Origin of the sequence: Cellulomonas jepli (assembly GCF_047229345.1) — a bacterium.
GTDB lineage: Bacteria > Actinomycetota > Actinomycetes > Actinomycetales > Cellulomonadaceae > Cellulomonas_A.
Window position 1 is genome coordinate 16,041 of the sequence record NZ_JBFTER010000046.1, and the last position, 21,528, is coordinate 37,568.

At 74.9% G+C, this 21,528-nt stretch carries 19 protein-coding genes; 7 read left to right on the forward strand and 12 right to left on the reverse strand.

Going from position 1 to position 21,528, the window contains the following annotated elements; all coding sequences use genetic code 11:
* Nucleotides 1-64: 64 nt before the first annotated feature.
* The 4 genes from AB6N24_RS12335 (at nt 65) to AB6N24_RS12350 (ending at nt 5,415) form a co-directional block, all read left to right on the forward strand.
* Entirely contained in the window at nt 65-1,057 is a 993-nt protein-coding gene (locus AB6N24_RS12335) for an ABC transporter substrate-binding protein (protein ID WP_412869694.1), read from the forward strand.
* Complete coding sequence (locus tag AB6N24_RS12340; RefSeq protein ID WP_412869695.1) at nt 1,054-3,216, forward strand: iron ABC transporter permease; 2,163 nt, start codon at nt 1,054-1,056, stop codon at nt 3,214-3,216. Before AB6N24_RS12335 ends, AB6N24_RS12340 begins: the two co-directional genes overlap by 4 nt.
* A gap of 136 nt (nt 3,217-3,352) precedes the next feature.
* Entirely contained in the window at nt 3,353-4,339 is a 987-nt protein-coding gene (locus tag AB6N24_RS12345; protein ID WP_412869696.1) for a siderophore-interacting protein, read from the forward strand.
* 101 nt (nt 4,340-4,440) lie between these two features.
* On the forward strand, nt 4,441-5,415 hold the full coding sequence (locus tag AB6N24_RS12350; protein WP_412869697.1) for a pseudouridine synthase: 975 nt from the start codon (nt 4,441-4,443) through the stop codon (nt 5,413-5,415).
* Between the two features lie 28 nt (nt 5,416-5,443).
* Here AB6N24_RS12350 and AB6N24_RS12355 read toward each other — a convergent pair whose 3' ends face one another.
* The 6 genes from AB6N24_RS12355 to AB6N24_RS12380 all read right to left on the reverse strand — a co-directional run bounded on the left by AB6N24_RS12355 (nt 5,444) and on the right by AB6N24_RS12380 (nt 11,283).
* Nucleotides 5,444-5,782 carry a hypothetical protein gene (locus tag AB6N24_RS12355; RefSeq protein WP_412869698.1) on the reverse strand — a complete coding sequence of 113 codons (339 nt, stop codon included), beginning with the start codon at nt 5,780-5,782 and terminating at the stop codon, nt 5,444-5,446.
* Nucleotides 5,783-5,963: 181 nt separating this feature from the next.
* Nucleotides 5,964-6,542, reverse strand: a complete 579-nt coding sequence (locus AB6N24_RS12360) for a helix-turn-helix transcriptional regulator (RefSeq protein WP_412869699.1) — start codon at nt 6,540-6,542, stop codon at nt 5,964-5,966.
* Between the two features lie 54 nt (nt 6,543-6,596).
* Complete coding sequence (locus tag AB6N24_RS12365; protein ID WP_412869700.1) at nt 6,597-6,866, reverse strand: hypothetical protein; 270 nt, start codon at nt 6,864-6,866, stop codon at nt 6,597-6,599.
* Nucleotides 6,867-6,908: 42 nt separating this feature from the next.
* Nucleotides 6,909-8,183 carry an MFS transporter gene (locus AB6N24_RS12370; RefSeq protein WP_412869701.1) on the reverse strand — a complete coding sequence of 425 codons (1,275 nt, stop codon included), beginning with the start codon at nt 8,181-8,183 and terminating at the stop codon, nt 6,909-6,911.
* 99 nt (nt 8,184-8,282) lie between these two features.
* Complete coding sequence (locus AB6N24_RS12375) at nt 8,283-8,648, reverse strand: ATP-binding protein (protein ID WP_412869702.1); 366 nt, start codon at nt 8,646-8,648, stop codon at nt 8,283-8,285.
* 76 nt (nt 8,649-8,724) lie between these two features.
* On the reverse strand, nt 8,725-11,283 hold the full coding sequence (locus AB6N24_RS12380) for a SpoIIE family protein phosphatase (protein ID WP_412869703.1): 2,559 nt from the start codon (nt 11,281-11,283) through the stop codon (nt 8,725-8,727).
* Between the two features lie 514 nt (nt 11,284-11,797).
* Here AB6N24_RS12380 and AB6N24_RS12385 point away from each other — a divergent pair.
* Complete coding sequence (locus AB6N24_RS12385; protein WP_412869704.1) at nt 11,798-12,820, forward strand: alpha/beta hydrolase family protein; 1,023 nt, start codon at nt 11,798-11,800, stop codon at nt 12,818-12,820.
* Between the two features lie 344 nt (nt 12,821-13,164).
* Nucleotides 13,165-13,575: a hypothetical protein gene (locus AB6N24_RS12390; protein WP_412869705.1), complete on the forward strand. Its 411-nt coding sequence runs from the start codon at nt 13,165-13,167 to the stop codon at nt 13,573-13,575.
* 164 nt (nt 13,576-13,739) lie between these two features.
* Here AB6N24_RS12390 and nagB read toward each other — a convergent pair whose 3' ends face one another.
* The 6 genes from nagB to AB6N24_RS12420 all read right to left on the reverse strand — a co-directional run bounded on the left by nagB (nt 13,740) and on the right by AB6N24_RS12420 (nt 20,191).
* The gene (nagB, locus tag AB6N24_RS12395) at nt 13,740-14,525 is read right to left on the reverse strand and encodes a glucosamine-6-phosphate deaminase (RefSeq protein ID WP_412869706.1); all 786 of its coding nucleotides are present in this window, start codon (nt 14,523-14,525) and stop codon (nt 13,740-13,742) included.
* On the reverse strand, nt 14,525-15,607 hold the full coding sequence (locus AB6N24_RS12400) for an ROK family protein (protein WP_412869707.1): 1,083 nt from the start codon (nt 15,605-15,607) through the stop codon (nt 14,525-14,527). Before AB6N24_RS12400 ends, nagB begins: the two co-directional genes overlap by 1 nt.
* Before the next feature lie 83 nt (nt 15,608-15,690).
* Nucleotides 15,691-16,521, reverse strand: coding sequence for a carbohydrate ABC transporter permease (locus tag AB6N24_RS12405; RefSeq protein WP_412869708.1), 831 nt, complete (start codon nt 16,519-16,521; stop codon nt 15,691-15,693).
* Nucleotides 16,518-17,558, reverse strand: coding sequence for a carbohydrate ABC transporter permease (locus AB6N24_RS12410; protein ID WP_412869709.1), 1,041 nt, complete (start codon nt 17,556-17,558; stop codon nt 16,518-16,520). The genes AB6N24_RS12405 and AB6N24_RS12410 overlap by 4 nt, the downstream gene beginning before the upstream one ends.
* 82 nt (nt 17,559-17,640) lie before the next feature.
* Nucleotides 17,641-18,984 carry an extracellular solute-binding protein gene (locus AB6N24_RS12415; RefSeq protein WP_412869710.1) on the reverse strand — a complete coding sequence of 448 codons (1,344 nt, stop codon included), beginning with the start codon at nt 18,982-18,984 and terminating at the stop codon, nt 17,641-17,643.
* Nucleotides 18,985-19,105: 121 nt separating this feature from the next.
* On the reverse strand, nt 19,106-20,191 hold the full coding sequence (locus tag AB6N24_RS12420) for an ROK family transcriptional regulator (protein ID WP_412869712.1): 1,086 nt from the start codon (nt 20,189-20,191) through the stop codon (nt 19,106-19,108).
* 114 nt (nt 20,192-20,305) lie between these two features.
* Here AB6N24_RS12420 and AB6N24_RS12425 point away from each other — a divergent pair.
* Nucleotides 20,306-21,528: N-acetylglucosamine-6-phosphate deacetylase (locus tag AB6N24_RS12425; protein ID WP_412869711.1), on the forward strand; the 1,223-nt coding region annotated here is incomplete at its 3' end.

A 21,528-nucleotide genomic window follows, 5' to 3' on the forward strand; every position in this document is an offset into this window, starting at 1 on the left:
GACCCGGCACCGCCCGGCACCACCCCGAAGACCCCCGCACGACCACCCCCACCCCGAGGAACCCATGCGATCCCTGCGCTCCCCCCTGCCCGCGCTCGCCCTGACGGCGGCCACCGCGCTCCTGCTGACCGCGTGCGGCAGCACCGAGGCGCCCGCCGACGCCGAGGAGACCACGGCCTCGTCCGACGCCGGTCCGGTCACCGTGACCGACGACCGCGGCGAGGTCGAGCTCGACGCGCCCGCCGAGAAGGTCGTCTCGCTCGAGTGGGGTCTCACCGAGAACCTGCTGTCGCTCGGCGTCACGCCGGTCGGCGCCGCGGACGTCGAGGGCTACAACACGTGGGACCAGATCGTCCCGCTCGAGGGCGACGTGACCGACGTCGGCACGCGCGGCGAGCCGAGCCTCGACGCGATCGCCGGTCTGGGCGCCGACCTCGTCGTCACCACGACCGACCTGCCCGAGAACGTCATCGCGCAGATCGAGGAGACCGTCCCCGTGATCGCGCTGCGCGGCTCGGACGCGAGCGACCCGATCGGCCACATGCGCCGCACGATCGAGGTGCTCGGCGAGGCGACCGGGCGGTCCGACGAGGCCGCCGACGTGCTCGCGGAGTACGACGCGGCGGTCGAGGAGGGCAAGGCCGCGCTCGCCGAGGCCGGGCTCGAGGGCTCGTCCTTCACGATGGCCGACGGCTGGGTCGCGGACGGCACCGTCTCCGTGCGCATGTTCACCGAGGGCGCGTTCCTCGGCGCGCTCGGCCAGGAGATCGGCCTCGTCAACGCCTGGGAGGGTGAGGGCGACCCCGACTACGGCCTCGCGGTGACCGACGTCGAGGGCCTCACGCAGCTCAGCGACGCACCGTTCCTCTACCTCGCGAGCGCGAGCGAGGCCGACCCGTTCGGTGAGGCTCTCGCGACCAACCCGATCTGGACCGGCCTGCCGTTCGTCGCCGCCGGCAACGTGCACCGCCTGCCCGACGGGATCTGGCAGTTCGGTGGCCCCGCGGCCGCCCAGGCGTGGATCGAGGCGACCGTCGAGGCGCTGACGGCGGCATGACCACCGCGAGCGTGACACCGGCAGGGGGAGGGGCCGCGCGCGCCGACGCGCCCGGCTCGACCCCTGACGCCCCCGAGTCCCCGGCGGCACCGCCCGGACGCGCGCCGCTCGGCGCCGTCCCGGCCCTGCGCGTCGCGGCGGTGCTGGCGGCCGGTGTCACGCTCGTCGTCGTCCTCGGCCTCGTCGACCTGACGCTCGGCACGTCGGGGATCGGCGCGGGCGACCTGCTCGGGCTGCTGACCGGGGGAGCGGGCGGCGAGGCGGAGCAGACCGCCGCGGTGCTCGTCGCCTCGCGTCTGCCCCGTGTCCTCTCGGCGCTGCTCGTGGGCGTCGCGCTCGGCGTCTCGGGCGCGATGCTGCAGTCCGTCGCGCGCAACCCCCTCGCGTCGCCGGACACGCTCGCGGTCAACGCGGGCTCCTACCTGCTCGTGACCGTCGCCGCCGTCACGGGGCTCACGCTGCCGTTCGCGGCGACGGGTGCGGTCGCGTTCCTCGGCGGGCTCGGCGCGGCCGCGCTCGTGCTGCTGCTGAGCCGCGGCGGTGCCTCGGGGCCGACGCGGCTCGTCCTCGCGGGGTCCGCGGTGATGCTCGCGCTGTCCGCGCTGACGTCGCTCCTGCTGCTGCTCTTCGAGCAGGAGACCATCGGCCTGTTCGCCTGGGGCAGCGGCTCGATCGTGCAGTCCGGCCCCGAGAAGGTCGTGCAGGCCGCGCCCGCGGTGCTGCTCGTCGCGGTGTTCGCCGTCGTGCGTGCCCGCCGCCTGGACCTGCTCGCGCTCGGTGACGACACCGCGACGGTCCTGGGTCTCGACGTGCGCCGCACGCGCGTCGAGGCGGTGCTCGTCGCGGTCCTGCTCGCCGCGATCGCCGTCACCGTCGCCGGGCCCATCGGCTTCGTCGGCCTGTGCGCGCCCGCGATCGCGCGGCTCGTCGCGCCGCTCGCCCCGGGCCTGCACCGCCACCGGCTCCTGCTGCCCCTCGCGGCGCTCGCCGGCTGCGTCGTGGTGCTCGCCGCCGACATCCTGCTGCGCACGTGGCTCCCCGGGACCGACGGCGTCGCCGTGCCCACGGGCGTCGTGACGAGCGTCTTCGGCGCCGTCGTCCTCGTGGCCCTCGCCCGCCGCATCCGCGACAGCTCGCCGGTCTCCGCGCCGAGCACGAGCCGTGGGCGCGGGCCGGCGTCGCGCCGCCGCTTCCTCGTCGTCACGGCGGTGCTCGCCGCGCTGGTCGTCGCGACGGTGGTCGGCGGCCTGCTGCTCGGCGACACGCTGCTGCTCACGGGGGACGTCGCGAACTGGCTGTCCGGCCGCAGCGGGCCGGGCGTGACCGCGGTGCTCGACCAGCGCGCGCCGCGGGTGCTCGCCTCGCTCGTCGCGGGTGCCGCGCTGGGGCTGGCCGGCACGACCGTGCAGGCGGTGTGCCGCAACCCGCTCGCCGAGCCCGGGCTGCTCGGCGTGACCGGCGGCGCGGGCGTCGGCGCCATCACGCTGCTCGTCCTCGTCCCCGGCGTGAGCATCTGGGCCGTCACCGGCGCGGGCGGGCTGGGGGCGCTCGTCGCGTTCGCGCTCGTCTACGGCCTCGCGTACCGCCGCGGGCTCAGCTCCGACCGGCTCGTGCTCATCGGCGTCGGCGTGAGCGCGGGCACGACGGCGCTCGTGACGATCATCGTCGTGACGTCGAGCCCCTGGGACTCGACGCTCGCGCTCACCTGGATGTCGGGGTCGACGTACGGGCGCTCGTTCGCGCAGTCGTTCCCCGTGCTCGTGATGCTGCTGCTGGTCACGCCGTTCGTGGTGCGGGCCCGCCGCGACCTCGACCTCCTCGCCCTCGACGAGGACGTGCCGCGCGTGCTGGGCGTCCCGCTCGAGCGGACCCGGCTCGTGCTGCTGCTCGCGTCGGTGCTGCTCGCCGGCTCCGCGGTCTCGGCGATCGGGGTCGTCGGCTTCGTCGGCCTCGTCGCGCCCCACGCCGCCCGGGCCCTCGTCGGTGCCCGGCACACGAGGGTCGTGCCGGTCGCGCTGCTGCTCGGCGCGGCGCTCGTCGGGGTGGCCGACGTGCTCGGGCGCACGCTCATCGCGCCTGCGCAGGTCCCCGCGGGGCTCGTGACCGCGCTGATCGGGACGCCGTACTTCGTGCTGCTCCTGTGGCGCACGCGGGCGTGAGGACCCGTCCCGGCGTCCGTGTGACGGACGCCACTCCGCAGCCCGGGAATGCCGGGTTAGGGTAGCCATACCTCGCGGAGGGTTGCCTAACCTTCTGGGCACCTCCGGCCGTGAGGCCCGTCGATCAGGAGTGCATGTGACCGAGCTGCTGGTGGCCCCGACCATCGCACCCTTCCGGGCCTTCGCCGTGCGCGTCACGCGCATCGAGGACCTCACGCCGAGCTTCCGCCGCATCACGTTCACGGGCGACGACCTCGACGTCTTCGCGGACAACGGCCGCGACCAGCGCATCAAGCTGATCCTCGCCCGCACGCCCGGCGAGGACGGCACGACGGCCGCCGACTGCGGCGCCGCGCTCGACACGCTCCTCGCCGGCGAGGGTGGGCTCGACTGGTTCACCTCGTGGCGCGAGGCGCCCGACGCCGTGCGCCCGGTCATCCGCACGTACACGATCGCGAACGTCCGGCAGGACCTCCGTGAGATCGACGTCGACGTCGTCCTGCACGGGGACCTCGGCCCGGCGTCCCGCTGGGCCGGCAGCGCCCGGGTCGGCGACACGCTCGGCGTGTGCGGCCCCGACGCCCGCCACCCCGGCCCGCACGGCGGCATCGAGTGGGCGCCGCCGGAGCACGCGCTCGCTCTGCTGCTGGCGGGCGACGAGACCGCCGTCCCCGCGATCCGCGGCATCCTCGCGTCGCTGCCCGCCGACGCGCGCGGCGAGGCCGTCCTCGAGATCCCGCACGCCGCCGACGTCCTCCCGCTGCGCGCCCCCGCGGGCGTGCGCGTCACGTGGCTCGCCCGCGAGGGCGCCCCGCACGGGTCCGCGCTCGTCCCCGCGGTCCAGGCCGCGGCCGGCCGGCTGCTCGACGCCCCGGTCGGCGGGGCGGCGTCCGTCGCCGGGTCGATCGAGGACGTCGACGTCGACGCGCAGATCCTGTGGGAGGTCCCCGTCGACCCCGACGGCGAGCCCCTCACCCGCTCGACCGAGCTGTACGCGTGGCTCGCCGGGGAGGCCGGCGCGATCAAGACGCTCCGCCGCCACCTCGTCGCCGAGCGCGGCGTCGACCGCCGGTCGGTGGCGTTCATGGGGTACTGGCGCGAGGGGCGTGCCGAGGGCGCGTGACGCCACCGGCCGTTCTGGTGCGGGTCGTCGGAGGGCCTCGGCGCGCACGCTGACGAGGTGAGCGCGGGCCTCGGCGCCGGCCCGCCTCGTACGATCGCCCGGTGCCTCCCCGCTCGCCGCTCCCGGCACGCCACGGCCTCGACGCAGCCCGCCTGCGCACCCCGGACCGCCACCGCGCGACGCCGGACCCCTGGCCGACGATGGGCGCCTGGCTCCGTCACCGGCTGCCCGAGCACGTCGACGTCCCGGGGATGCTCGCGCAGGAGCGGTTCGTCGACGAGGACGGCCGCGCCCTGCGCGACGACGAGCCGTACGCCCCGGCGCGGTACGTGTGGTTCCACCGCGACCTGCGCGACGAGCCGGTGGTGCCGGGGACGATCCACGTCGTGCACCGGGACGAGCGGCTCGTCGTCGTCGACAAGCCGCCGTTCCTCTCGACGATCCCGCGCGGCGGGCACGTCATGCAGAGCGTCGTCGTCCGGCTGCGCGCCGAGCTGGGGCTGCCCGAGCTGTCGCCGCTGCACCGGCTCGACCGGGTGACGTCCGGGCTGCTGATGCTCGCGACCGAGCAGCGGTGGCGCGGTGCCTACCAGTCGGCGTTCGAGCGGCGCGCGGTCGGCAAGACGTACCGGGCGCTCGCGCCGCTGCGTGCCGACCTCGAGCTGCCCGTGGTCGTGCGGAACCACATCCACAAGGAGCGCGGCACGTGGTGCGCCGAGGTGGTGCCGGGTGCGCCGGTCAACGCGGAGACGCTGGTGGAGGTCGAGCGGGAGGTCGACGCGGCGGAGGTCAGCGGCCCCGCGAGGGTCGGCGAGGCGGGCGCAGGCGACCGGTTCGCCGTCTACCGGCTGACCCCGCGCACGGGCCGGACGCATCAGCTGCGGCTGCACCTGGCCGGGCTCGGCATCCCCATCGTCGGTGACCCGCTCTACCCCGTCGTGCGCGACGTCCCGGTCGACGACTTCCGCCACCCGCTCCAGCTCCTCGCCGCAGAGGTGGCGTTCACCGACCCGGTCGACGGTCGGCGCCGCGAGTTCCGCAGCGTCCGGTCGCTCCCGCTGCCCGCGGAGGACTGAGCCGCGGTACGCGGCCCGCGGCCCGCGTTCAGGAGGGCAACGCCGCCATGATCTGGGCATGCGCCCGGTCCTTCATCTCCTCACCCGGGTAGTACTGCCGGAAGACGTCCTCGGCCTCCTCGACGGTCGAGATGCGACACACCGTGAGCAGGTGAGCGATGTCGCCGCTGTCACGACGGCCGCGGCCGACGTTCAGCTTCATCGCGAGCAGCATGTCGGCCGGCGCGACGAGGATCTCCACGGCAGCTCGACTGACGACCGGCGTCCACCGGGGCTCGCCTGAGAACGGCCAGAACTGCACGACTGCGTTGTTGACCCACTCGACCGGCCAGGCGCGCGTCTCCGCGACTGCATGCACGTGAGCCATGACCTCGTCCTGCTGGCCGTGGCCACGTCGATATCCGTCGTCGACTCACGGTTCCCGAACCGGGAGATCGCGAGAGCGGCGCCGCCCACCACGCAGATCCGCGTGGTGACGTCGCCGTCAGCCAGCCGCGCGGCGAGGTCGGTGAGTGCGTCGAGGATCGCCTCGCGGTCGCAGAGCTGCGTCATGCGGACGCCAGCTCAGTGGGTGCCAGGTAGACGCGGCGCCGGGCGAAAGCCGCGGGAGCGGTGTCCCTGTCGTGGGCGCGTCCGTACGCCGAGTCGTCCACGAACCAGTCGGACCCGAGGAAGCGTGACGGCGCGTCGACCCAGGCCGGGACGGGAAGGCCGTCGGCGGTCAGCAGGTGCTCCACGAGACCGGCGATCAGGGCGTCGAACGGCGCGGTCCCGGTCGACGCGGGTTCCGTGAGGCACAGAGCGACCCGTACGCCCGCGTCCTGGGAGCGCAGCGTGTCATGGAGCTGGAGAAAGGCTCGGAACGCACCGTCCGAGTCGTCGGTCCCGAGGCGTCGCGCGATCTCGTCCGCGAACACCGCCACGGGGGCGGCGAGTGTCGGCACGCTGATGAGGCGGTGACCGGTCCCGGCGAGCAGGCGGTCCAGCACGCCGACCGACGGGTCACGGGTGCCTTTCTCGATGGCGATGATCGCGGGCCGGTCGGTGCTCGCTGCAACCGCGAGCTGGCGTTGGCTGAGGCGTCGCGCGGCACGTCCTGCGCGCAGGAGGGTGGCTGCGGCGGTCATCTGCCCCCGTTCGTCGTGGTAGCGAATATGCTACCGCATCGGCGTCGTGCGGCGTCAGGGGAGGTCCAGCAGCCCGGTCAGCGCGTCGTCGATCCGCTGCATGTCCGCGAGCGGGAGGAACCCGACGAGGTCACCGAGGCGGGCCTGCGGGTCGGCGGCTGCGGCGCGGGCGTCGATCTCGGCCTGCCGGCGCCACTGCTCGCGGCGCAGCAGAGCGATGCCGTCCCGGATCACCGCCTCGACCGGCACGCCGCGCTCGGCGCAGGCCGCGTTCAGCTCGTCGCGGGTGCTCGCGCGTACGGGCACGGTCGTCGTCTCGGCCATGCCGGCCGGTCTACATCGCGTCTACGACAGCGAGGTTGCCCGTCACGCCACCGGGTGCCGCGCGTCGTACCGCCGGAAGCCCGGGTGCCGCCACGTGAACAGCAGCACGCCGACGACGCACGCGAGCCCGCCGAGCACCGCGGCCCACCCGACGCCGGTCATGTCCGCCGTCCCGCCGAGCACGAGGTCCCCGAGGCGGGGGCCGCCCGCGACCACGACGATGAACACGCCCTGCAGCCGCCCGCGCATCGCGTCCGGGGTCGCCGCCTGCAGGATCGTCGAGCGGAAGATGCTGCTGATCGAGTCGGCGGCGCCCGCGAGCACCATGCACGCCGTCGCCGGCCACAGCACCCACGTCGCCGCACCGCCGGGGCCCGGCCCGGGGGCGAGCTCGACCACGACGCCGAACGCCGCGACCGCCGTGCCCCACCCGAGCACCGCCACGACCACGGCGTACCCCTGCCGGTGCACGCGCCCGATCGGCCCCGACAGCAGCCCGGCGAGCGCCGAGCCGGTGGCGACGCCGGCGAGCAGGATGCCGGCGGTCGTGGCGCCGCCCCCGAGCACCGTCGTGCCGATCGCCGGGAAGAGCACGCGCGGCATCGCGAGGACCATCGCGGTCAGGTCGATCGCGAACGTCGCGCGGATGTTGGGTCTCGTGGCGAGGAACCGCAGGCCCTCGGCGACGGAGGCCAGCCCCGCGCGGCGCACCTGTCCCTCGGGCGGCAGCGGGGGGAGAGCGACGAGCGAGACGACGGCACCGACGAGCAGCACGACCTCGACGGTGTACGCCCAGCCGTACCCGGCGCGCCCGACGAGCAGCCCGGCGAGCAGCGGCCCGATCGCCATGCTGATCCCGAAGGACAACCCCGAGAGCGCGTTGGCGGCGGCCAGCAGCCGGGTGCCGACGAGGCGCGGGACGATCGCCGACCGTGCGGGGGAGTTGATCGCGAACAGGCCGTTCTGCAGCGCGACGAGCACGTAGAGCACGCGCACGTCGTCGAGCCCGAGCCACGCCTGCACCGCGAAGCCGGCGGCGACGAGCCAGAGCCCGGTCGACGTCGCGAGGATCACGCGACGCCGGTCGTACGCGTCGATGAGCGCGCCGCCGTACAGGCCGAGCAGCACGAGCGGGACGAAGCCCGCGAGCCCGACGAGACCCACGCTCAGGTTCGACCGCGTCAGGTCCCAGACCTGGAGCCCGACGGCCGTCGTCGTCAGGCCGGTGCCGACCGCGGAGAGCGACGTGCCCAGCCACATCCGGCGGTACGGGACGCTGACGCGCAGCGGGGTCAGGTCGACGAGCAGGCGGGGCACCCGCCCCATCCTCCCGTGCCGCGCGCGCCACCGCCGCCCGTCGCACCGCCGCCCGTGCCGGACGCGGCCGTCCGCCGCCGCCCGGGTCGAGCCGGGCCGTCAGGCCAGCGGCACCGTGAACCACACGCGCTTGCCGTCGCGCGTGGGCAGCCAGCCCCAGCTGCGCGCGAGGCGCTCGACGACGCGCATCCCCTGCCCGCCGGTGCGCTCCATGTCGACGTCGAGCACCACGGGCGGGCAGGGGTTGCCGTCGGTCACGGACACGGTGAGCTCCTGGGGCGTGCACGCCATGTCCAGGTCGATCGCGTCCCTCACCCGCCCGTACTTCACGGCGTTGGTGACGACCTCGCTCGTGAGGAGCTCGACGACGTGGAGGGTCGGCTCGGACGCGCCGTAGGAGCGCGCGAGCCGGACGCTCCACTGGCGGCCGAGCCGGGCAGAGCTGAGCAGTGCGGGGACGTGCATCGAGCCACCTCGTTCACGTCGGTAGTGACCACCATGCGTCCCCGGGCACGATCGCGCCGAGTGGGTGAAGTTTCACCTACCGCGGCACCGCGACGCCGGGCCGCTCGTCCGTGTCGAGCCGGACCGCGACGAGCGCGACGTCGTCCTCGTGCCGACCGCGCGAGAGCCGCTCGAGCACGCCGTCGACGAGCCCGTCGAGGTCCTGTCCCGCGAGCTCGGCGACGACCTCCAGCAGGAGCGTCATGCCCGCCCGCACCGACCGGTCGCGGCGCTCGACGAGCCCGTCCGTGTACAGCAGCACCGTCGCTCCGGGCTCGAGCGCGAGCTCCTGGTCCGTGCGGGGCCACGACGAGGACATCCCCAGCAGCAGGTCGTTGGTCCGCGCGTCGAGCAGGTGGGCCGTGCCGTCGGGGCGCAGGACCACCGGCGCCGGGTGGCCGGCGTTCGACCAGCGCAGGACGTGCGGACCCCCGCCCGGCCCCGGCTGCTCGACACGGGCGACCACGGCGGTCGCGGTCGTCCCCACGCCCAGCCCCTGCATCGCGGCGTCGAGCGTGCCGAGGATCGCGGCCGGCGTCCCGCCCGTCGCGTACGCGATGCCCCGCAGCAGCGAGCGCACCTGGCTCATGTCCGCGGCGGCCGTGATGTCGTGGCCCATGACGTCGCCGATGACGAGCACGGTCGAGCCGTCGGGCTGCCGGAACGCGTCGTACCAGTCGCCGCCGACCTCCGCGGCCTCGGCCGCCGGCTGGTAGCGGACGACGACCTGCACGTGCTCGGGCTGGACGGGCGGCGCGAGCAGGCTGCGCTGCAGGCCCTCGGCGATGGTGTGCTGCTCGCTGTACAGCCGCGCGTTGTCCACGGCCAGCCCGGCGCGCTCGGCGAGCTCGAGCGCCGCGAGCAGGTCGGTGCCGCCGAGCCGGGGCCGGCCGGCGCCGCGGCACAGCGTGATGAGCGCGCTCGTGCGGCCCCGGGCCCGCAGCGGCAGCACCGCCCCGGTGTCGGGGGCGAGCTCCCGGATCAGCGCGCGCGCCTCGGGGGAGCCCAGGTACTGCGCCATCGACTCGGCGGCCGGCGAGAGGACGAGCGACGGCTCGCCGGTGCTGATCGCCTGCGCGACGAACGACGACGTGAGGTCGAGCGTCTCGAGGCGGATCGCGGCGTAGCGCTCGAGGGTCGCCCGCATCGCGGGGTCGACGTGCCACGTGCCGACGTCGCGCAGACCGTGCTCCTCGACGCGCGTGATGATGCACCAGTCGGCCAGCGCCGGGACCACGTGCCGCCCGACGCTCGCGAGGGCCTCGTCGATGTCGAGCGTCGCGCCCAGGTCCTGGCTCGCGCGCGCGAGCAGCTCGAGGCGGCGGGTGGCGCGGTCGGCGCTCGCGAGCGCGGCCTCGGCGGCCTGCCGGGCGTTCCGCCGCTCCGTGATGTCGAGGAAGTAGACGGACAGCCCGTCCGCGGTGGGCCACGCGCGCAGCTCGTACCAGCCGTCGAGCGGTGCGGGGTAGTACGCCTCGAACTCCTGCGGGTGGCCGGTCCGGACGACGTCGCGGTAGTGCGTCTCGAACGGCGACCCGACCGCCGCCGGGAAGAGCTCCCAGATGTCGCCGCCGAGGAGCTCCTCGCGGCGCCGTCCGAGCAGGCGCTCCGCCTCGGCGTTGACGTAGGTGAAGCGCCACTGCGCGTCGAGCGAGTAGAAGGCCGCCGACATGGTCTCGAGGACGCGCGTGAGGCGGGCGTCGGAGTCCCGGTTCTCCGTCGTGTCGTACGCGACGCCGAGCACGCGCACCGCGGTCCCGTCCGGCCCGGCGACGGCGGTCCCGCGCGCCTGGACCCAGCGGGTGACCTGCCCGGGAAGCACGACGCGGTACTCCGCCTCGTACGTCGAGCACGTGGCGATCGCCTCGTCGAGCGCCCGCCCGACGCGCGCGACGTCGTCGGGGTGCAGCCGGGCGTTGAACGCCCCGATGGTGCGCCCGAACTCCTCGCGGGTGTAGCCGAAGATCTCGAGCAGCCGGTCGTCCCAGACGAGCGTGCCGGTGCGCAGGTCCCAGTCGAAGCTGCCGACGCCGCCGGCGCTGACGGCGAGCTCCCACCGCATGCGGTCCCGCTCGAGGTCGGCCGAGACCGCGGAGAGCTCGAGCTCGCTCGACGCGGTGCGGGCGACCTCGGTGAGCACCGCGACGTCGGTCGCGGTCCACGCGCGCGCCCCGGGCCCGAAGACGCACAGCGCCCCGACGAGGTGGCCGTCGTCGCTCTCGAGCGGGATCCCGAGGTACGCGCCGACCTCGCCCGCGCGCACCGGAGGGAGGTGGCGGACGCGGTCGTCGGTGCTCGCGTCCGCGACGACGAGCGGCGCCCCGTGCTCGACGGTCACCGTGCACAGCGAGTCCTCGAGCGGGCCGGTGCTGCCGACGACGCCCGGCGGCAGGCCCGAGCCGGCGGCGACGAGCTGCTCGTGCGTGAGCAGCGAGACCTGCGCGGACGGTGCGTGCAGCAGGCGGGCTGCGAGGTCGGCGAGCCGGTCGAGCCCGCTCGAGAGCGTGGTGCGCTCGCGGCGGCGGTCGGGGAGCTGCGCGCCGGACGGCGCGGCGGGGGCGACGGGGTCGCTCGCCGGACGTCGAGCTGCGCTCATGGTGCCTCGGTTCTGGGAGCGCCCGGGCGCGCCCGCCGTGGTGAGCGACCCGCGCGGCTGCCGCACGCGAACCGCAGTGCGCCCAGACTAGGCGCAGGCGCGCGGGCCGGGTCCGAGGCGTCTCGGCGTGTGCTGGACGCCGCGTGCAGAACCGGCGGGGCCCGCGCGCGGTGCGGGCGTCGCAGCGGTGCGCGGGCACCAAGGGTCTCCCGGCGCGGCGGCCGGTGCCTGCCCGCCCGGTGCTCGTGCGACGGCCGGTGCACGCCCGGCCGGTGCTCGTGCGACGGCCGGTGCACGGCCGCCCGGTGCTCGGGCGACGGCCCTCCCGCACCGTCGATCGGGGTCACGGGTGACGCTTTCCGGGCACTTTCGCCGGTCCGCCGCCCGAGATGTCCGCATACCGACCGGTTGGTACGGCTACCGCGAAGGCCCTCCGGCGAGTCACGATGAGGCGGTGCGCCACCACCGCACCGGGGTACCCCTCAGCCCCGCAGCCGTCCTGAAGGGCTCCGCAGTGAACCGACTCCTCGCACGACCCGGGCGCAGCGTCGCGTCCGGCCGCCGGGTGCCGCTCGTCGCCACCCTCGGCCTCGCCCTCGCGGCAGGCACGCTCGCCCCGTCCGCCTCCGCCGCGGCCGGCGACCCTGCCACCGTCGAGACGCCGCCGGTGGTGAGCCAGCAGGCCATCGACGCGCACGCGGCGACCGAGCCGCAGCTCACCGTCGACGCCCCGGCCGCCGTGCCGCCCGTCACGGTCGCCGCGAGCCCGTACGAGCGGGGTCCCGCGCCGACCGTCGCCTCGATCGAGGCGGCCCGCGGGCCGTTCGCCGTCGCGCAGACGACCGTGTCCCGGTTAGCCGCGAGCGGCTTCGGCGGCGGCACGATCACGTACCCGACGTCGACGGCCGAGGGCACGTTCGGCGCCGTCGCGATCTCGCCCGGGTACACGGCCGCGCAGTCGAGCATCTCGTGGCTCGGGCCGCGGCTCGCCTCGCAGGGCTTCGTCGTCATCACCATCGACACGAACTCCCGCTACGACCAGCCGTCGTCGCGCGGAGACCAGCTCCGGGCGGCGCTCGCGTACCTCACCGGCAGCAGCAGCGTCCGCAGCCGCATCGACGCGAGCCGGCTCGCGGTCATGGGCCACAGCATGGGCGGGGGCGGTGCGCTGGAGGCCGCGAAGGACAACCCGGCCCTCCAGGCGGCGATCCCGATGACGCCGTGGAACACCGACAAGACGTGGCCCGAGGTGCAGACCCCGACGCTGATCATCGGCGCGCAGAACGACTCGGTCGCCTCGGTGACGACGCACGCGGAGCCGTTCTACGAGAACCTGCCAGGGACCCTCGACAAGGCCTACCTCGAGCTGCGCGGCGCGAGCCACTTCGCGCCCAACACCTCGAACACGACGATCGCGCGGCAGAGCATCTCGTGGCTCAAGCGCTTCGTGGACGACGACGAGCGGTACGCGCAGTTCCTCTGCCCGCCGCCCAGCGGCACGGCCATCTCCGAGTACCGCAGCACCTGCCCGTACTGATCCGGCCGTCCCGTCGGGCGCGGCGCCCGGCGAGCCCGGCACGGTCGGCCCCGGTGACCTCGCGTCACCGGGGCCGACCCGCGCCCGGGCCGGTCACCCACCACGAGCGCCGGCCTGCCGCCGCGGTGTCGCGGAGCCCCTCGTGCGCCTGCGGGACGGCGCCCGACGGCAGGCGGACGTCACGCGATGTTCACACGGTTCCGGGACCTTCGTCCTTGACGCCCGCAGATGTCCGATAGATACGATTCCGGTGGCGCGAGAGCGCTCTCACGACCTCGGGGGCGGTCGTGGCCGGGTCCGGCACCCGCACCCGAGGTGACGTCGTCACCTGGGGGAGAACCGTCATGAACCGTGTCCCGTCGTACGCCCGCCGCGCCCTTGCCGGCCTGGCGGCGACCTTCGTGCTCCTCGGCCTGGGCCTCGCCCCGGCCCAGGCGTCGTCCGGCCTCAGCGCCGACATCCGCGGCACCTGCGTGTGCGACTCCACCGTGGGGGAGTGGGTCGTCACGTGGGAGGTCACGAACCACCGCGACGTCGCCGGCACGATCGGCAACGTGCGCGCGTACCCGGCGGGCCGCGCGCTCGTCGGCCTGCCGAACCGCATCGAGCCCGGCCAGACGGTCCAGGGCACGCAGCGGCTCCAGTCGTGGGAGTACACCGGGTCGGTCGCGTTCGACGTCAACTGGGACGACGGGGCCGTGACCTACGACCACACGTGGCCGATCTACATCAGGATCACCTGCCACAAGGCCTGATCCGCCCGGCGGCCGACCGGCGGCGACCGGGCAGCCCGGCGCCCGCGCGGCACGACGCCCGCCCGCGGTCCGCGTGCCGTGGCCGACCGCCGCGGCCGCCCCGCACGACGACGGGCCCGGCGCACCGCCTCGCGGCGTGCACCGGGCCCGTCGGCCTGCGTGGGTCAGATCCCCTGCCACTCCGGCTTCTGCGCCCACGTCTGCCGGTAGTACTCGCCGAGCTGGAGCCGGCCCGCGGCCGCGTCGTCGACGAGCACCGTGACGTGCGGGTGGAGCTGCAGGACGCTCGCGGGCCACATCGCCGTCACCGGACCCTCGACGAGGTGGTGCACGGCCTGGGCCTTGCGGTGCCCGTGCGCCAGGACGACGAGGTGCTTCGCGGCCATGACCGTCCCGAGCCCCTGCGTGAGCACGTGGCGCGGCACCGCCTCGACGTCGTCGCCGAAGAACCGCGCGTTGTCGAGCCGCGTCTGCTGCGTGAGCGTCTTGATCCGCGTCCGGGACGCGAGCGACGAGCCGGGCTCGTTGAACGCGACGTGCCCGTCGGTGCCGAGCCCGAGGACCTGCACGTCGACCCCGCCCGCGTCCGCGATGGCCTGCTCGTACGCCGCGCACGCCGCCGGGAGGTCCTCCGCGAGCCCGTCGAGGCTCTGCACCGCCGCCGGGTCGAGGTCGACGCGGCCCACGAGGTCGCGCTCGATCACGTTGCGGTACCGCTCGGGGTGGTCGAGGGGCAGCCCGACGTACTCGTCGAGCATGAACGCACGCGCCGCGGCGAACGAGAGGCCCTCCTCGGAGTGCCGGCGCGCGAGCTCGTCGTACACCTTGAGCGGGCTGGACCCGGTCGCCAGGCCGAGCACCGCGTCGGGGGTCCGGCGCAGCAGCGCGTCGATCGCGCCGGCCGCGAGCGCCGCGAGGTGCTCGGTCGAGGGGTGGATGACGACTTCCATCAGCGGACCGCCTGGTTCTCGGGGGCGACGGGGGACACGGGGCTGCGCCGCGCGGCGAGCGCCGCACCGACCGCCGCGACCTGGAGCTCGCGCGGCACGAGGCTGAGCCGCTCGGCGACATGCAGGCTGCGCAGGAACGCGGAGCCCTCGGCCTGGCGGCGCACGGCGGCCGCGACCTCCTCGAGCAGCGGCGCACCGACCTCCGCGACCCCGCCGCCGAGCACCACGTGCTCGACGTCGCACGTGAGGACGAGCATGCGCACCGCGGCGGCGACCGCGTCGACGAACCGGCCCTGGACGGCGAGCGCCTCCCGGTCACCGGCGGCCGCGGCCTCGAAGACCTCCGCCGGTGCCGGGCGCCCGGTGCGGCTCGGCCACGCGGCGTCGATCGCGGAGCCCGACGCGTACAGCTCGAGGCACCCGCGCTGGCCGCACGGGCAGGCGGGGCCGTCGACGACGTAGGGCACGTGCCCGATCTCGCCGGCCGCACCGAGGTGCCCGCGCCGCAGCCGCCCGTCGAGCAGCAGGCCCGCGGCCACGCCGGTGCCGAGCGCGAGGTACGCGAGGTCGCCCCCGAGGCCGAGGAGCTCCGCGGCGCCGAGCGCGGCGGCGTTGAGGTCGTTCTCGACGCCGACCGGCACGCCACCGAGCCGCTCGCGCAGGAGCTCCCCGAGCGGCACGTCCGTGCCGTCGATGCCGAGGTTCACCGCGTGCGAGACGGCGCCCGTGAGCGGCTCGACGACGCCCGGGACGCCCGCACCGACGCCGGTGAGGTCGTCGACCGTGAGCCCCGCCTGCGCGCACAGCGCCTCGACCGCCTCGGCGGCCGACGCCACGACGCCGGCGTGGCCGCGCCGGGTCGGCACGCGCACGCTGCCGTGCACCACCGGGGCGGCGCCGGGCGTGCTGGCGAGCAGCACCCCGAGCACCTTCGTCCCGCCGATGTCGAGCCCGACCGACCAGTCGGCGACCGGGCCGCCGTCCGGCACGGGAGCGTGACCACCGAGGGCCGTGCGCCCGGTCCGCGACGCGCCGACCGCTCCGGGGCCCGCGCCGGCCCGCCCGTCCACCTGCGTGCCCACGTCCCCCTGGCCCCCGACCTGTCCTACCGCATCCGTGACCTGCCCCTCGACCTGCACAGTGACGCCCCCGTCCGTCGCTGGACTCACCCCTTCACCGCCCCCGCGACGAGCCCGCTCGTCATCTTGTTCTGCACGAACAGGAAGAACAGGATCACCGGCACCGCGATGAGCGTGGAGCCCGCCATGACGACGCCCCAGTCGGTCGCGCGGTTCGCCTCGACGAGGCCCTGCAGCCACAGCGGCAGCGTGCGGCGCGACGGCTCGGTCATGACGACCAGGGCCAGGGTGTACTCGTTCCACGCCTGCAGGAACCCGTAGACGCCCGACGCGACGAGCCCGGGGGCGAGCAGCGGGAAGGTGATCTTGAAGAACGCGCCGGTGCGCGAGAGCCCGTCGACCATGCCGGCCTCCTCGAGCTCGATGGGCACGCCAGTCACGAAGCCGCGCAGCATCCAGATCGTGAACGGCAGGATCGCCGCGACGTACACGATCGTCAGCCCGAGCACGGCGTTGACCAGGCCCCAGCTGTCGAGCATCTGGTACTGCGAGATGAACAGCCCCTCGGCGGGGATCATCTGCACGACCAGGATCGCGACGATGAACGACTTGCGCCCGCGGAACCGGAACCGGGACACGGCGAGCGCCGCGACGAACGCGAACAGGATCGCGGCGACGAGCGTCACGGCGGTCACGGCGAGCGACGTCCGGAACGACTCGAAGAACGTCGGGTCGCGGAACACGGCCCGGAAGTTCGCGAGCGTGCCGCCGGTCGGGAAGAACGTCGGCGTGGGCGTCTGCAGCTGGTTCGACGGGAGGAAGGAGCTCGAGATCATCCAGTAGATCGGGAAGACCCAGACGAGTGCGACGAGGACGGCGACCGTCCCGAGCGACCAGCGCCCGACGGCGGCCCTCACAGCTCCTCCTCGCGCAGCATCCGGCGGATGTAGAAGGCGGTCAGGGCGAGGGTCAGGACCAGCATGATCGTGGCCATCGCTCCGGCCATCGAGAACTCCTTGGAGAGCGAGTAGATGTAGGTGCCCAGCAGGTGCGTGTCCCGCGTGGGGGCGCCCGCGCGCTGCAGCACGTAGACCTGGGTGAACACGCGCAGGTCCCAGATGACCTGGAGCAGCGCGACGACGAAGAGCACGGGCTTGACCATCGGGATCGTGATGAGCCGGAACCGGTCCCAGCCGTTCGCGCCGTCGAGCTGCGCGGCCTCCATCGTCTCGGTCGGGACCTGGAGCAGGCCCGCGTAGACCGTGAAGACGACGAACGGCACGCTCATCCACACGACGATGACCGTCGCGACGGCGTAGAAGGACAGCGGCTCGATCAGCCACGAGTGGTAGCGCCAGCCGTCGAGCCCGAGCGGCTCGGCGAGCAGCCAGTTGATGACGCCGTACTGCGAGTCGAACAGCCACTGCCACACCGTCATCGTGGCGAGCACCGGGGTGCCCCACGCGAGCAGCATCCCGACCTGGAGCGTGATGCGGGCGGCGCGGCCGACCTTGGCCATGAGCACCGCGAGCGCCATCCCGATCACCATCGTGAGCGCGGCGTTGACGAGGCAGAACGCGATCGAGCGGCCGATGACGCCCCACACGTAGGGGTCGGAGAGCAGCTCGGTGTAGTTCGCGAGGCCCACCCACTCCGCGGGCCGGCCGAACTGCTGGGCCAGGCCGTACTCCTGGAAGGACAGGACGAGCTGGCGGACGAGCGGGTAGCCGAGGCCGACGGCGACCGCGGCGGTCGCGGGGACCAGCAGCAGGTAGGCGCCGAGGCGGGTGCGCAGCGGGCGCCGGCGCGGGACGACGGGGGGCCGGGTGCCGGCGGCCGCGGGCGGCAGGTCGGCGGGCGGCAGGTCGGGAGGGGTGAGGCCCGGGGCCGGCACGACGCCGGGCGGGGGAGGTGCGGCGGGGGCGACCGCTCGGCCGAGACGGGGGCCGGACATGGGTGCTCCAGGGGGTCGGGCGGGGAGCCCGGGGGCACCGGCGCACGTGGCGCGCGATGCCCCCGGGTGAGTTCCCGCCGGGTCAGTTGAGCGTGTCGGCCAGGAGCTGGTCGGCCTCGGCGGCGGCGGTCTTGAGGTCCGCACCGCTCGCGACCTGCTGGAAGAAGTCCTCCAGGATGCGCGCGCCCTCGACGTCCGCCCACTTCTCGGCGGCCGGCGTGAGCTTGGCGCCCAGCGCGGCGTCGAGCGCGGCCGAGGCGTACACGTCGTCACCGAGCGACGAGGCGTACTCCGAGTTGCCCGGGATGAGCCCGTTGGAGCCGAGCATGACCTGGAACTCCTCGCTGAAGATGATCTTCAGCAGGTTCTGCGCGAGCTCCTGGTTCTCGGACTTCGCGGGGATCGCGAGGTTCGAGCCGCCGGCGAAGACCGTCGCGGGGGTGCCCGCCTCGGTGCCGGGGAGCGCGAAGACGCCGGTCTTCTCCTCGTTGCACTTCTGCTGCTCGGTGAGCAGGGCCTTGGCCTCCGCGGACTCGTCCTCGGGGTCGACGCCCTTGTTGCACTCGGGCAGGTCGATGCTCCACCGCGCCCACGTCGGGGCCGAGAACATCGCGGCCTCGCCGTTGTTGAACGGGACCCACGGCTCGTTGGAGTCGGCGTCCTTCGGGGCGCTCGTCCCGGTCTGGAACAGCGTCTGGACCTCGGCGAGGGCCTCCTGCGACTCGGGGCTCGACAGCGCGCCGGCCCACTCGTCGCCGTCCTTGACCGCGAGCTCACCCCCGTGGGTGTAGATCCAGGCGGTGCCGTTGTACCAGTCCTGGCCCGGGAGCCAGAGCCCCGAGAAGTTGGGCGTCCCGGCCGGGTTGGCGGCCTGGAGCTTGACCGCGGCGTCGTTGAACTCGGCGAGCGTCGTGGGCACGGACACCCCGGCCGCCGCGAACAGGTCCTTGCGGTAGAACACCGCGCGGGCGCCCGAGTAGTACGGGAGCGCGTAGACGGTGTCGTCGACCTTGCCCGCGTCGACGAAGCCCTGGAGCAGCTTCTCGCCGCCGACCTCCTCGTAGAGGTCGCTCACGTCGCTGAACGCCCCGGCGTACGCGAACGTCGGCGTCTGGGTGTTGCCGATCTCGACGACGTCGGGGGTCTGGTCGGCCGAGGTCAGGGCCGTCTGGAGGCGCGGGACGAGCCCGTTCCAGTCCTGCTCCTCGATCACGAGCGTCGAGCCGGGGTTCTCCTCGGCGAACGTCGTGATCAGGTACTCGCGCAGCTCGTCGGACGTGTCGGTCCCGTTGAGCCACAGGCGGATCTCCGCGCCGCCCTCGGGTGCGGTGGCGTCGGTCTCGGCGTCGTCGCCGGCGCCGGAGCTGCACGCGGCGAGCGCGAGCAGTCCCACGGTCGCGAACGCTGCACTACGTAGAATCCTCACGGTGGGGGTTCCTTCCCATGTCGTGTCACGGCGGTGCGGGTCATTGGCGTGGCCGCACCGTCTTGCCGGTTGCTCTCGCTGGTCGGTAGCTCTCGACTGCAGGGCGGGCAGCTCGGGTTCGTCAGCTGAACCCGAGCTGTCCCGACAGCACGAGGACGGCGGCCCCGAGGAGGGTGCCGTCCTCGCCTAGCGGGGTCATCCGCAGCTGGAGGTCGCTGCTGATGACCGGGATGGTGCGCTCCTGCAGGGTCGCCAGCGCGCAGTCGCGCAAGGGGCCGTCCAGGAGCTCGGGGGGGCCGCTGAGAACCACCTCGGAGAGGTTCAGCGCACTCACGACCGGTGCGAGGGCGATGCCCAGGCGCCGGCCGACCGACGCCAGGGCGGCGTCGGTGGCTTCGGGGTCGAGATCCGCGACGCGCCGGCGCAGGGCCGGCACCGACAGCACGGTCTCGAGGCAGCCCCGGCGTCCGCACGCGCAGTGCGCGGCGCGGCCGAGGGGAGCGGTGTCGTGGTCGTCGCGGTCGTCGACGACGGTGACGTGGCCGAGCTCGCCGGCGGCGTGCCGGTGGCCCTGGACGAGGGCGCCGTCGAGCACGATGCCCGCGCCGACGCCCTGGCCGACGGTGAGCACGAGCAGGCCCTCGCCCGACGCGCCGCCGTAGGTGAACTCGCCGAGGACGGCGGCGTTGGCGTCGTTCGCGACGTGCACGGGCAGGCCGAGCCCGGCGCTGAGCGTCGCGGCGAGCGGCACGTCGAACCACTCGCGGTTGGGTGCCTGGAGGACGACGCCCTCGTCGTCGACGACGCCGGGGGAGCCGACGCCGACGCCCAGCACGGGGCAGGTCGCGGTCGCGGCGAGCTCGCGGGCGAAGGCGAGCAGCGCGTCGACGGCGGCGGGTCCGGTGCGCCCGGCGACCGGGGCGGAGCGGCGCTCGACGAGCGTGCCGGACAGGTCGAGCACGGCACCGTGCATGTGCTCGTCGTCGGTGAGGTCGAGCGCGACGATCTGGAACGCCTCGGTGCGCAGGCCGACGAGGATCGCGGGCTTGCCGACCTTGGCCTCGGGGCTCAGGCCGAGCTCCTCGACGAGGTTCTCCGCCATGAGGGAGGCGATGAGGTCGGAGACCGTGACGCGCGTGAGGCCGGTCGCCCGGGCCAGGTCGGCCCGCGAACCGGGGCCCTCGTGGAAGAGGTGCTGCAGCAGCATGGCCCGGTTGTGGGCGCGTCCGTGCTCCGGGAGGACCTTGTCCGTCGGGCGGAGGGTGCGCGTCGTCACATTTGTTAGTAGACCTTCCTAACAAGGGTGTGTCAAGATCTTCGAGTGGCCGAGATCACATCGAGACCTGCGCTTCACACGACCGTCATCCGCGGCCGTGCCGTGACCCCCGAGCAGGTCCTCGACGACGCGCTCGTCGTGGTCGAGGCCCAGCAGATCACGTGGGTCGGGCCGGCGTCCGCCGCCCCCGCCGGCATCGACGTCCCCCCGCGCGACGAGCGGCCCCGCACCCTGCTCCCCGGGCTCGTCGACCTGCACTGCCACGGCGGCGGCGGCGCGAGCTTCCCGGACGCCACGACCCCCGACGAGGCCCGCACCGCCGTGCGCGAGCACCTGCGGCACGGCACCACGACGCTCGTCGCGTCCCTCGTCACCGCCGCCGAGGCCACGCTCCTCGAGCGCACCGCGACGCTCGCGGACCTCGCCGACGCCGGGGAGATCGCCGGGATCCACCTCGAGGGACCCTTCCTGTCGAGCGCCCGCTGCGGCGCGCAGGACCCCGCGCTCATGCTCGACGGGCGGTCGCGGCTCGTCCGGGAGGTCGCGCGCGTCGCCCGCGGGCACCTGCTCACCATGACCGTCGCCCCCGAGGTCCCCGGCGTCCTGGGGGAGGGCGGGGTGGTCGAGACGCTCGCCGAGGTCGGCGCCGTCCCGTCCGTCGGGCACACCGACGCGTCCGCCGAGGTCGCCACCGAGGGCGTCGCGCAGGCCGTCCGGGCGCTCGGCGCGGTCGCGAGCCGCTCGGGGCGGCCCACCGTGACGCACCTGTTCAACGGGATGCGCCCGCTGCACCACCGCGACCCGGGTCCTGTCGCCGCGTGCCTCGCCGCCGCCGCGCGCGGGGACGCCGTCGTCGAGCTCGTCGCGGACGGCACGCACCTCGCCGGCGCGACCGTCGCCGCGGTGTTCGACCTCGTCGGGCCGACCGCGATCGCCCTCGTGACGGACGCGATGGCCGCCGCCGGGATGCCCGACGGGGCCTACCGCCTCGGCACGCTCGACGTCGACGTCGCGGACGGCGTCGCGCGGCTCACGGAGGGCGGCGCGATCGCCGGCGGGACGGCGCACCTCGTCGACGTCGTGCGCGCGACCGTCGCCGCCGGGGTGCCGCTGGTCCACGCGGTGCACGCCGCCGCGACGACGCCGGCCACGGTGCTCGGCCGGCGCGACGTCGGTGCGCTCGAGGCCGGGCGCCGCGCCGACGTGCTGGTGGTCGACGACGACCTCGTGCCGGTGCGCGTGCTGCGCGCGGGGGCGTGGGTCGACGA

Bases quoted from the DNA above. Each gene is read 5' to 3' on its own strand.
- AB6N24_RS12335 (WP_412869694.1), top strand. From the start codon at position 65: ATGCGATCCCTGCGCTCCCCCCTGCCCGCGCTCGCCCTGACGGCGGCC.
- AB6N24_RS12340 (WP_412869695.1), top strand. From the start codon at position 1,054: ATGACCACCGCGAGCGTGACACCGGCAGGGGGAGGGGCCGCGCGCGCC.
- AB6N24_RS12355 (WP_412869698.1), bottom strand. From the start codon at position 5,782: ATGGCTCACGTGCATGCAGTCGCGGAGACGCGCGCCTGGCCGGTCGAG.
- AB6N24_RS12360 (WP_412869699.1), bottom strand. From the start codon at position 6,542: ATGACCGCCGCAGCCACCCTCCTGCGCGCAGGACGTGCCGCGCGACGC.
- AB6N24_RS12365 (WP_412869700.1), bottom strand. From the start codon at position 6,866: ATGGCCGAGACGACGACCGTGCCCGTACGCGCGAGCACCCGCGACGAG.
- AB6N24_RS12375 (WP_412869702.1), bottom strand. From the start codon at position 8,648: ATGCACGTCCCCGCACTGCTCAGCTCTGCCCGGCTCGGCCGCCAGTGG.
- AB6N24_RS12380 (WP_412869703.1), bottom strand. From the start codon at position 11,283: ATGAGCGCAGCTCGACGTCCGGCGAGCGACCCCGTCGCCCCCGCCGCG.
- AB6N24_RS12390 (WP_412869705.1), top strand. From the start codon at position 13,165: ATGAACCGTGTCCCGTCGTACGCCCGCCGCGCCCTTGCCGGCCTGGCG.
- nagB (WP_412869706.1), bottom strand. From the start codon at position 14,525: ATGGAAGTCGTCATCCACCCCTCGACCGAGCACCTCGCGGCGCTCGCG.
- AB6N24_RS12410 (WP_412869709.1), bottom strand. From the start codon at position 17,558: ATGTCCGGCCCCCGTCTCGGCCGAGCGGTCGCCCCCGCCGCACCTCCC.
- AB6N24_RS12420 (WP_412869712.1), bottom strand. From the start codon at position 20,191: ATGCTGCTGCAGCACCTCTTCCACGAGGGCCCCGGTTCGCGGGCCGAC.